Here is a 13,241-nt window from a genome sequence, read left to right on the forward strand (position 1 = left end):
GAAAGACGAGAATGAGCTTTCTTGATGTCATTCCCCACACGTTGTTTCGCCTGCTGTCGTCGCCGGCGCATGTTCGCAACGTCGCGGTCCTGGAAGCCATCTTTGATCAGTTCTTCGATGATTTTGCTTTCGCACCGAAGAAATCCGAAGTGCTGCAGGTCATTCGGCAGGTGCTTGTGAATCCGGATTTCCGGAGCGTCTCTGAGGACGACGGGACAAGCCCGACTCCGGAAACCGCCGATCACGTCATCTATGGGCGATTGCGTGAGGATGGCTGGATCATGGAAGTGGCGAACCGAAAGGCCGCCGAGGTCTACATGCCCCGTGAGGCCCACGCTCTGCTTTCCTCGCTGATCACGCTCAAGGAGGAGCTGAAGGTCGATATCTCGGCCGAGGCGAGCCTGATCGACAGCGGCATCATCGCGGCCTACCAGGACCCCGTGGGCAAGGTCATGAACATTGGGAGCGCGCGCCGCCAAGCGGTACAGCTGCGGCGTTCGATCGACGGTGTTCTGACATCACTCCACCGGATCGAAGAAGACTTGATGCGGTCCGAAGGCCTTGCCGACCTGTTGGCCAGATTCATGGAGCGTTTTGTCGAGAAAATACTGCTTGAGAATTATCGCGCGCTCAAGGCATCTGCGTACAACCCGATGCGCTTCCAGCGCAGCATCCAGACGAATACCGACCGATTCATCAATGACGAGGGCCAGGTGGCGCGTGCCGCCGTTGCGCTTGCGGATCAGGGATTGGTCGCCGACATTGCTACGGCCGAGTCCCAGATCATCCAGGATCTCATGCGCATCCGCGCTGTGTTTGCTGGTCTCGGGGAAAAGCTCGACGTCATCGACCGCTTTTCGCATCGGCTCGAGCGCCGGATTGCGACGACCGTGCGATACCAGGAGACGGCTCGAAACGTCCGCGAGGAGCGGCTGCGGGATGCGATCCGCCTGGCGTTCACCCATTGGAGCGCCGGCAACATCGAATGTGTCACGCCGCTCGTCGAAATCCCGGTTCCCTACTCGACAGCGACTCTGGCCCTGGCCAAGAAAGCGCGCGAGCCGGTCGAACCGCAGACGCGGGAGCCAAAGATGGTTGATCCGGCCGACGTTAAGCGCGAGCAGATGATCGACGCCTATGTCACCGCGATGGATGTCACTCCGCGTGCCGTCGCCGAACGTATGCGGATTCTGGTGCCGGATGATGGCGGCTTCTTCGATCTCGACCAGTTCGAGCCCGAATCCGCGCGCGATATCGCGATCCTTTACGAGGCGCGGGCCGGGGCACTCGCATCGAACCCCGAATTCGAAGTGCGAGCGAGCGCGTCTCGGACTGTGAACCGGTTTATTTCCGGACCCGGCGTTCTGGTGCGCCGCAGACAGGGCAAAGCATGACCTACTTCTCGCGTTGGGCGACCCGGCAAGCCGCCCAGGATCCTAATTTCAGCGCCGAGCAGCTGACCGAGACCGCAAACCGCCTCCTGCATCGGCAGTTCGTTGCCCGCGGCGATTTCGGCGGAGCTGCTCATTTCGACCGCATCGCGAGCAACCTTGACTACTTCAAAGATCTGTTCGCAAGCTTCGGTTTCAGGTTCGTCTTCAACGATACCTGGGGCTATGCAGGATTCGTCAGCCCCGTTGCCTATAGCAATGCGCGGGTGCCGACGCAGGAAACCATCGTTCTTCTCTGCCTTCGCATGCTCTACAACGAAGGCGCCGAGAAAGGATATTTCGTCGACTCGAGCGCGCAGATCCTCGTCGAAGAAGAGGAGATCCAGACCGTCTTCTCCTCCATGGGATCCCGAACCCTCAAGCCTGGGGAGTTGCGAGCGATTCTGACAACATTCAAGCGCAAGGGTTTGGTCACCTTCGACCAGAGCCACTCCCTGCAGGTGTCAGCCGATATCCTCATCCGCCCAACCATTACCGAGGTGGTCGACGGTTCGTTCCTGGCCCGAATTGAGGTCTGGGCAGGTCAGCCAGCGCGGGCCGCTGAAATTGCCGCTGGCGAAGATGATACCACAGATGACGACTCCGACGTTGCTCCGGAGCCATCATGATTCCGGCCTTCGTGTTGCGGAACATTACCGCCGTCAACTTCTACCTCTATGCCCAAGACTTCCCCATTTCCGGGCGCGGCAATGCCGTCTTCCTCGGTGGCAACGGATCGGGCAAATCGGTTCTGCTCGATGCGATCCAGATCGTCATGACGGCCATGAACCGGCGTTACCTTGACCTCAACAGCCGCGTCTCCGAGGGAGGGCGCAGTACGAGAACCGTGCGAGAAGCCTGTCTCGGTCTCCTCGACGACGGAGAAGGCTATCAGCGCGAAGCCTGCTTGACATATATCGCTCTCGGTTTCGAGGCCGTCGACGGATCACGTCGCTGCACGGCGGGAGTCTGTCTCGAGGCGAAAGCATCTCTCAGTGAGGAGAACGTCCTCGGCCTCTTTATCGTGGAGGGCGAGATCCTTGGCTTCGCCGACTTCGTGCATCCGAAACCCAAGGGTTTCGAGGAGAAGGCGTGGCAATCCTTTCTGGATGAGCAGCGTCGCAAGGGCCGCAACGTCCAGACCTTCCAGCGGCAGAAAAATCAGACTTTCTTGCGAGAACTTTACTCGATCATCAACGCGAACGCCCGCGGCACCCAGCTCGATCCCGATCGTGCGCGCGCGGCGCTGCGCCAGGCGCTTTCCTTTGACATCGGACAAATCACGAGCGTCACCGATTTCGTCAAGCGCTTCCTACTCGACGATCTTCCGATCGAGATCGAGACCTTTCAGGCGCGCTATAACACCTGGCGCGACATGCAGAAGACCATCGAGCGCGTCGAAGCGGAGATCAAGACGGTCGAGACAATCCGCTCGGCATGCGAGCGGGTCACGGAAGATCAGTTCAACACGCGGATGTGGAACTACGCTGCTCAGCGCGCGGAGTACGATCGATACGGTGCCTTCATCGCCAAACAGCGTCAAGAGATCGACGAGATGCAGGAGCAACTCGAGAGCACAAGATCTTACCAGCACACGCTGGGCGAGGCGATCGAGCAGACCCGGCGCCGGCTGGAAGCTATCAAGGACCAGATCGACGGAACGCCGGCCTATAAGCAGATCGAGAAGGCGGAGGCTGAGAAGAACAGTCAGGATGCCATCCGCAGGGCGGCAGCCATCGAGGCCAAGCCGATCTTCGATGGCCTCAGCGCCTTGCGCGAAGCCGCAACGAGCCCCGCATTTCCGACTGATTTTATAGGCATCGCAGATTTTGCCTCGCGCCTGACGTCGGGCCTGTTTGGCAACTACGATGCCGCCTGGCCCAAGTCCCCCAAGCAGATCGCGGCCCTCGTGACGGCCGTGCCGCAGCTATCCGACGCCCGGGTTCGGCTCGACGAACGCTATCAGAACGCCGCATCCGACAAGGCAAGCCTCGCCAAGGAATTCGAGGAGGGGGATCGCGTTCTGAAGAAGCTGCGATCGGGCGGTACCTACATGTCCAACGACACGCAGAACTTCCTGGCCGACATGGCGAAGATGCGTGTGCCGGCGCAAAGCCTTTCGGAGGTCGCCGATATCGCGCCTGCCTTTGCCGAATGGCGCGCAATCATCGAATCGATCCTCGGCGATTGGGCCGATGCCCTCATCATCGAGCCGCGTTTCATGGACCAGGCCTACCGGCATTTCGACAGCCACTATAAAGCAACCAGGGCCAAGCTGATACAGTCGGAGAATGTGCTGGCCCAGGACCAGAGTGTCCGCTCCGGCACGTTAGCCGAGGCGGTGGTCACCAATAATTCATATGCCCGCGCGTTCCTCAACGTGCGGCTCGGTCGGATCATTCGGGCGCGCTCGGCCAATGATATCCGTAAGGGCGACCTCGCGGCATCAGCCGACGGCAAATACGCTCACGGCCGCGGTATCGAGTATCGTCAGCTCAAGCAAATTCCGCGGCTGGGACAATCGGTCCGCGAGCAGCAGATCGCCCAGCTCAGTGAGCAGCAACGCGAGCTCGAGACGAAGTTGCAAACCGCGCGGGACAATGAGCGCCGATCATTCGCCGTTCTTGAGGCCGTCAAGCGCGCAGAAACTGCCCTCGTGACCACTCGGGGCGCGGCGACCCAACTGCTCGAGAAGATCGAATCCGCGGATCGTGAAAGCGAGCGCCAGGCGGCCCTCATTCGCGACCTCGAGGCCGAATTGCCCCAAGGGGTGATGGAGGAAAAACGCGAAATCGAGCAAATGTTCGGTCAATACAAAAAAGAAAGGGACGAAGAGGAAGAGAAGGAAGACAAATTCATTGATGCCATCGGCCAGCGCAAGGGCGCCATGAATGCGAATGCAGAAGAACGCAAGAAGGCCGCTGACCGGGCTTGCGAGGCGTTCCCGCCATTCGACCGGCGCCGGCAGAGACACGATCCTGCCATCGGCCTCGAGGCATTTGTCCGCCGCGCCCGTGCTGCCTATGTGCAAGAGCGCGCCATACGCGGGCATCCCGCGCATGTCCGCAATCATTTTGAGGGTCTTCTCAAGGACAGGGCGCCGGCCCAGCGGGTGGCGAGGCTGAACGCCGCGATCCAGGACTATGTACAGGCGAATCCGGACCAGCATCCGGGATTCGAATGGACTCAATTTGTCGCCACCGAACAGACGACCACTCTCTATGACTGGATCGACTTGAGACATCGCGAGCTCACTCAAACCATTCTGCGCAACTTCAAGGGCCAGATTGATAAGGCCGTCGCCGCCCTGGTCGAGACGATGGTGCATGACTTCCTGAGCCGCCTTAGCGGCAACATCGACGCGGTCGATCGCATCAAGGACGATCTGAACCGGGCGTTGCGCAGCAGCGTCTTCATGGGGGAAGTCTATCAGATCCGCCAGGAGCGTGACCAGGACAAGGAGACCATCCGCTACCTGATCGATCGGCTCGACATCGTGGCGCCAAAGGCCACCGCGCTGATGCAGAGCAATCCGGATCCAAGCGATCCCGACCAGGTGAAAATCAAAGAGTTGATCGACATGCTGACGATCGAGAATGGCGACGATGCCCAGCATCGCCGCCGCATTCGCGAGCTGGCGGACTATCGGAGTTACTTTCGTTTCAGCATCGATATCTGCGATCCGGAGCAAGGCTACCGCAGAATCTCGGATCTCGAGCAGCGTCGCGGCAAGGCCAGTGGAGGGCAGAAGTTCGTCCCGTTCTATATCTGTCTTGGCGTTGCAGCCGCATCAGCCTACTTCAATCACCTTGGAGGCAGTCGCGATGCGCCGCCCCAATCGGCCCTTATGCTGATGGACGAGGCCTTCGAGAAACTCGATCCGGACAATATCTACAAGATCATCCGGTTTTACCATCAGCTCGGCCTGCAGCTCATCATGGCCGCGCCAAAAACGCATCAGGCGCTCTATCAGGAGACGTTCGATACATTGATTTCGATCATCCGGGTCGGTCGCGCGATCCAGGCGATCCCACAGCACTTCCATCACGAGGCACACGTTCTCTTGCGGAAGGAAAATCCGATGCATCAGCCGCGCAGCTTCTTTGAAGAGCGCGTCCGCGAGGAGCGGAGGCATGCCGCGGAATAGCCAATACACCGCCGAGACCCTGCTCAATCGGCTCCTTGACCGCTTTGAGGCCCCGCTGGCTCGCACGCGCGACATCACGCAGACGATCGACTACACCTTGGTCGGTGGTCCCGCCGCGCAAGACGAGTTTCACCGTGTGCTGCGGGATGCGGAACGAGCGGGCGGTGTCGCACTCGAGCAGGATCGGGTTGGTCGCTTCACGGGCGAGTTCGCACGGGTGCGCCTGCTAGACCCTGATAAGCTTTATCGGTTTCTGGTCAGAGCCCCCGCAGGAGTGACCGCTGCGACCGCACACCAAACAATACTCGCTGCTGTTCCCAAAATCCTCGCCGATCCATTCTTTCGGGACATCGAGCAGGAGGCGATCACTGCCTGGAGAGGCAACAAGAGCTTTCTAGGACTCTCGGTGGGCGAGGTCGACACGTTCCTCACGATTCTCCGTCTCACGTATGGCGTCACAAATCTGTCGGGTCGCGATATCGACCACCGAACCTTTTCTCGCCGCACCGTAAAGGACAGCAAGGCCCTGGAACGGATGGAAGGACGCATCGCCCAGCTGCTCAGGCGTCGTGATCCGAATCTGGTCGGCGAGGAGCCGCGAGAAGTTCTGGAGGCGAGCGGCATCGTACGCCGCGCTCACCTTCTGCAAGTCAAGGGTCCGCTCCGTCTCTCCTCCGATGCGCTGAATATCTACGGTACCGGAGGCGCTTTCATCGGCCTACCATGGCTCTCAGTTCAACACGCATCTTTGGCTCATGCCGTCGACTACGTCATTACGGTCGAGAACCCGACTAGCTTTTGGCGTTACAGCGTGGAAGTCGAGGGTAACTATCTTGCCCTTCTGACTGACGGGTTTCCGGCGCGCGATGTCCTCTCGAGCATGGAACATTTCGTTCGATATGCTCTTCTCTTGGCGCCTGATACGCCGGTGTATCATTGGGGCGATATCGATGCCGGCGGCTTGAGGATCGCCGCGCACCTCGAGGACGCTTTCGGAACTCGTATTCGACTGCATCAGATGAATGCTGAACTGGCATTGGCCTTTGGATCTCCGCTGCAGTCGCAGAAGGGCCTCGAGAGACTCTCGATGCGTTCGGGCGAAATCGGACAATTGGCGCGCTGGCTCCGCAGCGAAGCCGCAAGAATGTTGGAGCAGGAAGAGCTCGATCCGACGGTGCCCATTTTTGCGGCCAACGCACCTGCGACGTCATGAGCGCGACTAGCTAGCCGCCGCCCGCTGATCCGAGGTAGGCCGATCAAAAATCAGCGTGTCTCTTAATCAGCGGGTCTCAGGTTCGAGCCCTGGTGCGCCCACTATCGCGAAAACATCTTCCTTCAACAAGTCATAGGAAAAGTGGATGAGACAAAACGGGGCTCGTGCGACGTTTTTTGTGATTGGACATTGCACGGCCGGACTGGTGTTCGACTTTTCCTTTGTTTCGGTACCTTCACCTATTCGATACAGCCTGCAAGAGCTCGCGGGGGCTCAATCGGGGCTTGGATGCCACCGTGTGATCACGGCTCTCCTGCGGAGCCGGCTACGTTGAGGGCAGGTGCGAGATGAGTCGCATAGGTGAGACGAACAACCATTTGCGCTAATAGCTTCACGCGTGTCAGCAATGCGCGGATGTATCGGAGGATCGTGCGTGCCTGCTTGCGATCTGTTGCGATCACAAAGACTGTGCCGCGTTCGCCCGGTGTTAGGTGTTTCCGATAATCGTAGAAGCAGGCCAAAAAAACCGCGAATAGTGCCAGGACAAAACTCTTGCCCGTACGCCGCCCGCTTATCAGCCAGCCCTCTTTCGGGGCTCACGAGGTGCGCGCTTCCGTCCGGTGCAGTCGCGATAGATCGCCAGCTGCTTCGTATCCATCGGAAGTGCAAAGAGGGCAGCTATGAAGGCGAACCACGGCGCCCAAGTGCTGGCGTCTTTAAACCACGGTTTGAAGAGGTGAGGGTCGTCAGCTCATGACCGCAACGTTTGAGTTCGTCCATGATCTCGGTCAAGCCCGCATCGCGATCGATGACGGCCTTTCTGATGCGGTTCTTCAATTGGAGTCTGATCGTGCATCGCCATCACGATCGCGGTTTCCTCCTGTGCGGAAATTGCCTCGATCTCAATGTTGGTTTGAGGGGGCTGACTCCTGCCTCCTTTTTCGCACACCCATCTTGCGCGGGATTTGATCGAGCTTCAGCCTTTCCATGCGTTTGGTGCTCGGTCTGCCGCTGAGTAGTCGTTACTCCAATCTACCACGTGGTTCTCCCTTTCGGCTCGATCGCGCGATCGTGTCGCCCACTGCCCATGTGTCACGCCCGGGGGTGTGATCACGCTCCGATTGACGGGTGCCAGGGTCTGCTGCGCCGTCCCCACATCCGCGTTTCCCGTTTTGATGGTCAGGGACCCCTGTTATGCGGTTGGGGAGCTCTGTGCCGCACGAGCTTGTCAGTGATGACGTCTGAACCGCTGATGGGGAGGCTTGATGGACAAGCCAAACACTGAAATTGAAACTGAATAGTGAAAGCGATTTTTTACCAAGCCAGTTGAGAAACATTCAATCTCGATATGCCAGACATTCTATTTGGGTAGAACGGTATCCCTTCAACACTGGATCAAACGTAATGTTGAATCCGAGCAAAATGCGCGGCCACGAGATTCTGATCTTTTGGGTTTTGACGCTCACGACCGTTTTTGGTGGTTTGATTTATTTGGCTTACTTGGGGGTGGTCTATCGCATGGACCGCGATAGCCCGATCGTCGGTCAACAAATACTTACGCGCGAGGCCGTTCTTGCGAAAGACGCGCAGGAGCGCCGCGACTCATTCTTCCGCTTCATCAAGAACCGGTACGTGTGGGGTTCACTCGCTGCCATTATCGTTCTCCGATTGATCTATGTTGGGGCACATCCCCCGGTCGTCCCGGCAACTGTGGCGGCGGTGACTCCGTCTGCACTGCCCATATCTGACGGATGCGATCTTGCCGGTGCCGTAGCCGACTGCAAGGCGGTCGTCGCGGGTTTAGTCGCGAAGGGGGTGAAAGGAGCGGGGGCTCCCATGGAGGCTACCAAGTCACCTGAACATGCTGATGGGATGGATAAGCCTATTATGTCGAAAGAGGAGTGGGCTGAGTTTCAGGCGAAGGTATCGCGGCAACGGCTTGAACAATACGAGGCGGAGCGCGAGGTTGATGATGCGCGGAAGAACGTCGACAATGTAAAGCGGATGATGGAGCAGGAGCGACTCGCCGGCCGGGCGCCGCTGCGCTAATCGTCACAGCCTTTCTCGAATAGCCAGTCTTTCACGTCGAATAAGCGCGGGGCCATGTTCATGAGGTCCTTGATCACGCAATGCATGTGTTATCCCATTGATTTCGTTGGATAGGCGTTTTTCAGCACCTGAATTTCGTTTTGCGCCCACACCAGTCTTTTGCCACATGGACCATGCGATTATTCGTGTGCAGTCTAATGCGCGGGTATCCTCCGTGCTCGATTACGCAGCACGCCAGGGCGCCACGTACAGTGGCGGTCAAGGCATCACTGATCCTGAAGTGGGGCCGACGCACGGATGGCGGCACCTGTTCCAGCGGATCGCGGACAGCGTGGATATCGCGGAGAAAATGAGCGATGCAATCACTGGGCACGCTCCGGCGAGTATCCTACACTGCGGGAACGCCGACGAGTGGACACTGTGCGACTTTATCAAACGTGTCCCCGTAAGTGAGCAAATGCGCCCATAAGGAAATTCAATGTCAGTTGATAAGGCCAAAGACCCTCCGCCCAAAAAAGCGATCGCCGGCTGTAGAAGCGAAAGAAGATTCCACTAGCAAGATTGAGAACAAGCCAGATTCGTCCTCCAAGACCGAAAGCGCACCGGACGCTCCGGCACTCAAGCAAGGTATGGGCGAGGGTCAGAAAGGCAGTATCTAAAGCATACAAGGATAACTGGAACGACATTTTTGCGAAAAAGAGAAAGCGATAGCACCCGGTCGTCTGCTGCAGGGAGATCGAGTTGTTTCCAAACGGTCGAACGCAACGTAAAGGCCCGGCATTATTGCCGAGCCTTTGTTGTTTTGATCGAGCCTCAAAGCTTGGACTTAGAAGTCCATACCGCCCATGCCGCCCATTCCGCCGCCACCCGGAGGCATGCCGCCACCGCCAGCGTTCTTCTTCGGCAGTTCAGCTACCATGGCTTCGGTGGTGATCAGGAGCGCTGCCACGGAAGCCGCGTTCTGAATCGCCGCACGAACCACCTTGGTCGGATCGATGATGCCCTTGGAGATCAGGTTGACGTATTCGCCGATCTGCGAGTCGAAGCCGTAAGCATACGTTTTGTTCTCGAGGATCTTGCCGACGATGACGGACCCGTCTTCGCCTGCGTTGATCGCGATCTGGCGCGCGGGAGCCGACAACGCCTTGCGCACGATCTCGACGCCGGTCTTCTGGTCGTCGTTCTTGGTTCGAAGCCCCTTGAGGTGCTCGGAGGCACGCAGCAGGGCGACGCCGCCGCCCGGCACGATGCCTTCTTCAACCGCCGCACGGGTCGCATGCATCGCGTCATCAACGCGGTCCTTGCGCTCCTTCACCTCAACCTCGGTAGCGCCGCCGACGCGGATCACCGCGACACCGCCTGCGAGCTTGGCCAGGCGCTCCTGCAACTTCTCACGGTCGTAGTCCGAGGTGGTTTCCACGATCTGCGCCTTGATCTGATTGACGCGTGCTTCGATGTCGGTCTTCTTGCCGGCGCCGCTGACGATCGTGGTATTTTCCTTGTCGATCATCACCTTCTTGGCGCGACCGAGCATGGCGAGCGTGACGTTCTCCATCTTGATGCCGAGATCTTCCGAGATCGCCTGACCACCGGTCAGAACCGCGATGTCCTGCAGCATCGCTTTGCGGCGATCGCCGAAGCCGGGCGCCTTGACGGCCGCGACCTTCAGGCCGCCACGCAGGCGGTTGACGACGAGGGTGGCAAGCGCCTCGCCTTCGACGTCTTCTGCGATGATGACCAGCGGCTTGCCGCTCTGCACGACAGCTTCGAGCAGCGGGAGCAGCTCATTCAGCGAGGAGAGCTTCTTCTCGTTGATGAGAACGTAGGCATCTTCCATTTCCACGCGCATCTTGTCGGCGTTAGTGACGAAGTAAGGCGAGATATAGCCGCGGTCGAATTGCATGCCTTCGACGACTTCAAGCTCGGTTTCGAGCGACTTAGCTTCTTCAACAGTGATGACGCCCTCGTTGCCGACCTTTTTCATCGCGTCTGCGAGGAACTTCCCGATTTCGGCGTCGCCATTGGCGGAAATGGTGCCAACCTGGGCGATTTCCTCGTTCGAGGTGACCTTCTTGGAGTTCTTGACGAGATCCGCGACCACGGCATCCACTGCCAGGTCGATACCGCGCTTCAGGTCCATCGGGTTCATCCCGGCGGCAACCGACTTGGCACCCTCCCTAATGATGGCCGCAGCCAGCACGGTCGCGGTGGTGGTACCATCGCCGGCAGCGTCGGCCGACTTGGAGGCGACTTCGCGCACCATCTGGGCGCCCATGTTTTCGAACTTGTCCTCAAGCTCGATTTCCTTGGCGACGGTGACGCCGTCCTTGGTGATGCGGGGAGCGCCGAACGACTTCTCGAGCACGACGTTGCGGCCCTTGGGGCCGAGCGTGACCTTTACCGCATTGTTGAGAATGTCGACGCCGCGCAACATTTTGTCCCGCGCTTCAACGCCGAATTTAACTTCTTTACTCGCCATGTTTGCTTATCCTTGTGAGATGATTTTAGGGAGACGGCGCTTAAGCAGCCTTCTTCTTGGTGGCGGGGACGTCGAGGACGCCCATGATGTCGCTTTCCTTCATGATCAGCAGTTCCTGACCATCGAGCTTGACCTCGGTGCCGGACCACTTGCCGAACAGGACGCGGTCGCCGACCTTGAGGTCGATCGGGATCAGCTTGCCAGCTTCGTCGCGGCCACCCGGGCCAACGGCGGTGATTTCGCCCTGCGAGGGCTTTTCCTTGGCACTGTCCGGAATGAGGATGCCGCCAGCAGTCTTCTCTTCGGCGTCGATGCGTTTGACCACGACGCGGTCGTGAAGCGGACGGAATTTCATGCGATCCTCCTTGTTTGCTTGTTGATTTTGGATTGGCAGTCACAATATGTGAGTGCTAATCATGCGTATACACGCTCATAGGAACAAGATACAAGGGGCGACCGGCCCTCGCTGCTGGAATAGCGCCGGCTTTGGTTCTATCGGCGCGGATGCGAGGGCAAGATTTTCGGTCCTGAGACCTGCGCAATTATGCCTCTGGCAATTTCTCTGGCTAGCGTGGTCTTGCTGAAATTGGGGCGAATTATTGTTTCGTCCCGTTATCTGCATCGCAAATTTCCGTTCCTGGCTCCGCAGCGGAGACCGGTTCGATGCCAACCAGTTCGAGCCCTTCTGTCTCCACCACCCGGTTAAAGGGTGTAGACCCTCGCAAGTAATCTGGCAGACTGCGCGCGGAAATCGGGCATTTCTCGCTTCCAGCACGTCTCTGAGTTGGTCTCCGTTATCTTCTCGGCCAGTTTTTGTCGGCCTGTCTCTGCAGAGGGAATTTCCGTTCCCGGCGAAAGCGGAGACCGGTTCGACGAGGGAGAAATCCCAATTCGAGTCGTCCCGGACTGACAAGCTTTCTGACACTACCTGATCAGTCTCGGGTCACCGGGGCATGTTGACACGGCATGAGCCGTCAGGCTCATAACCTGAAGGTCATAGGTTCAAATCCTATCCCCGCAACCACTTTCGTCATAACTCAATCACCCTCCAGATCTAGCGATCTGGGTGGTTTTCGCGTTTGGACGAACCGTGGCGCGTTCAAATAACCCCTTACGCACAGCGCCAGGACCATCCACACGGCCACCCAAGCTATGAGGAGGGCAACGCAGACCACCGCCAGCCATATGGCGGCCTCCGGCGACCTTGCCCGTTGTGTGATGCGCTCCCACCAGTCCGTGCCCCATGGATTCGGTCAAAGTTTTTTCTTTTTCCGTTCTGGATTGACGCTGTCGGGACGAGCGTCGGTTAACGATGCCAAATTCCGCCCAAATTAGGACTTATGGCCGATGCCCCCGGAGGTACCTATGGTTGAGCAGCCCAAGCCGAGTGAAATCTCGAATGTGTTCGGGATGGACCACCCGCAACACATGTGGACGAAGCTGGTCTGGGAGCTGAATGGCCTCATGAGTTCGATGTCCGTTTGGAAGGACAATGAGGCGGCTCCTGAGCCGCTGTTTCACGCGTTCAATACAGCTGTCACCACATGGCACATGACCGACTGGCTTTGGCAGTATGATTGTGCGACTCGTAAGAAGCTCGCAACCAAATTTCAATTTGTCTTTGAATGCACTCCCACCGGGATAAAGCGGGGCCTTGAGAAATTCCAGGAAGCCGTAGTTCTCCACTGCGACGAGTTGAAGGTATGCCGCGAGATTGCGAACGGCTCCAAGCATATGCGGAGGAACAAGGTCGACCCCAGCATCAAAGCCCAAGCGGTTTGGGCAAAGGCAATCGATGGCGCCGGGTTCGCGAGGCCTAGTGGCTCTGCACAGTGATTTTGACGGGTTGGGTCGGCGGTCAGATTAGCTCCGGCAGGTGGTTGGGATCAACGAGGACTTCGATACTACGAGGTGTCCTGGGCT

Annotated in this window: 8 protein-coding genes; 6 read left to right on the forward strand and 2 right to left on the reverse strand. The window is 58.4% G+C overall.

What is annotated here, in order from left to right; translation table 11 throughout:
• The first annotated feature begins 11 nt into the window (after nucleotides 1–11).
• From ACP2YO_RS14700 to ACP2YO_RS14720, 5 genes are all read left to right on the forward strand, one after another.
• A complete protein-coding gene (locus ACP2YO_RS14700) occupies nucleotides 12–1,394 on the forward strand; it encodes a Wadjet anti-phage system protein JetA family protein (RefSeq protein ID WP_426441473.1) in 1,383 nt (460 codons plus the stop codon).
• Nucleotides 1,391–2,059, forward strand: coding sequence for a DUF4194 domain-containing protein (locus tag ACP2YO_RS14705; RefSeq protein WP_426441474.1), 669 nt, complete (start codon nucleotides 1,391–1,393; stop codon nucleotides 2,057–2,059). Before ACP2YO_RS14700 ends, ACP2YO_RS14705 begins: the two co-directional genes overlap by 4 nt.
• Entirely contained in the window at nucleotides 2,056–5,577 is a 3,522-nt protein-coding gene (locus ACP2YO_RS14710; protein ID WP_426441475.1) for an SbcC/MukB-like Walker B domain-containing protein, read from the forward strand. The genes ACP2YO_RS14705 and ACP2YO_RS14710 overlap by 4 nt, the downstream gene beginning before the upstream one ends.
• Entirely contained in the window at nucleotides 5,564–6,790 is a 1,227-nt protein-coding gene (locus ACP2YO_RS14715) for a Wadjet anti-phage system protein JetD domain-containing protein (protein ID WP_426441476.1), read from the forward strand. Before ACP2YO_RS14710 ends, ACP2YO_RS14715 begins: the two co-directional genes overlap by 14 nt.
• 1,404 nt (nucleotides 6,791–8,194) lie before the next feature.
• The gene (locus tag ACP2YO_RS14720; protein WP_426441477.1) at nucleotides 8,195–8,839 is read left to right on the forward strand and encodes a hypothetical protein; all 645 of its coding nucleotides are present in this window, start codon (nucleotides 8,195–8,197) and stop codon (nucleotides 8,837–8,839) included.
• A gap of 826 nt (nucleotides 8,840–9,665) precedes the next feature.
• Here the strand turns inward: ACP2YO_RS14720 and groL are convergent.
• The gene (groL, locus tag ACP2YO_RS14725; RefSeq protein WP_426441478.1) at nucleotides 9,666–11,318 is read right to left on the reverse strand and encodes a chaperonin GroEL; all 1,653 of its coding nucleotides are present in this window, start codon (nucleotides 11,316–11,318) and stop codon (nucleotides 9,666–9,668) included.
• A 40-nt stretch (nucleotides 11,319–11,358) separates the two neighbouring features.
• Nucleotides 11,359–11,673 (reverse strand): co-chaperone GroES, encoded by a 315-nt coding sequence (locus ACP2YO_RS14730; protein WP_426441479.1) that lies wholly within the window; start codon nucleotides 11,671–11,673, stop codon nucleotides 11,359–11,361.
• A 1,010-nt stretch (nucleotides 11,674–12,683) separates the two neighbouring features.
• Between ACP2YO_RS14730 and ACP2YO_RS14735 the strand changes: the two genes are divergently transcribed.
• Nucleotides 12,684–13,154 carry a hypothetical protein gene (locus ACP2YO_RS14735; protein WP_426441480.1) on the forward strand — a complete coding sequence of 157 codons (471 nt, stop codon included), beginning with the start codon at nucleotides 12,684–12,686 and terminating at the stop codon, nucleotides 13,152–13,154.
• Nucleotides 13,155–13,241 lie beyond the last annotated feature (87 nt).

Origin of the sequence: Bradyrhizobium genosp. P (genome assembly GCF_049949265.1) — a bacterium.
Classification (GTDB): domain Bacteria; phylum Pseudomonadota; class Alphaproteobacteria; order Rhizobiales; family Xanthobacteraceae; genus Bradyrhizobium.

What these genes read in the sequence shown, in the direction of transcription:
- groL (WP_426441478.1), bottom strand. Translation starts at nt 11,318, where the DNA reads ATGGCGAGTAAAGAAGTTAAATTCGGCGTTGAAGCGCGGGACAAAATG.
- ACP2YO_RS14720 (WP_426441477.1), top strand. Translation starts at nt 8,195, where the DNA reads ATGTTGAATCCGAGCAAAATGCGCGGCCACGAGATTCTGATCTTTTGG.
- ACP2YO_RS14730 (WP_426441479.1), bottom strand. Translation starts at nt 11,673, where the DNA reads ATGAAATTCCGTCCGCTTCACGACCGCGTCGTGGTCAAACGCATCGAC.
- ACP2YO_RS14705 (WP_426441474.1), top strand. Translation starts at nt 1,391, where the DNA reads ATGACCTACTTCTCGCGTTGGGCGACCCGGCAAGCCGCCCAGGATCCT.
- ACP2YO_RS14710 (WP_426441475.1), top strand. Translation starts at nt 2,056, where the DNA reads ATGATTCCGGCCTTCGTGTTGCGGAACATTACCGCCGTCAACTTCTAC.
- ACP2YO_RS14700 (WP_426441473.1), top strand. Translation starts at nt 12, where the DNA reads ATGAGCTTTCTTGATGTCATTCCCCACACGTTGTTTCGCCTGCTGTCG.
- ACP2YO_RS14735 (WP_426441480.1), top strand. Translation starts at nt 12,684, where the DNA reads ATGGTTGAGCAGCCCAAGCCGAGTGAAATCTCGAATGTGTTCGGGATG.
- ACP2YO_RS14715 (WP_426441476.1), top strand. Translation starts at nt 5,564, where the DNA reads ATGCCGCGGAATAGCCAATACACCGCCGAGACCCTGCTCAATCGGCTC.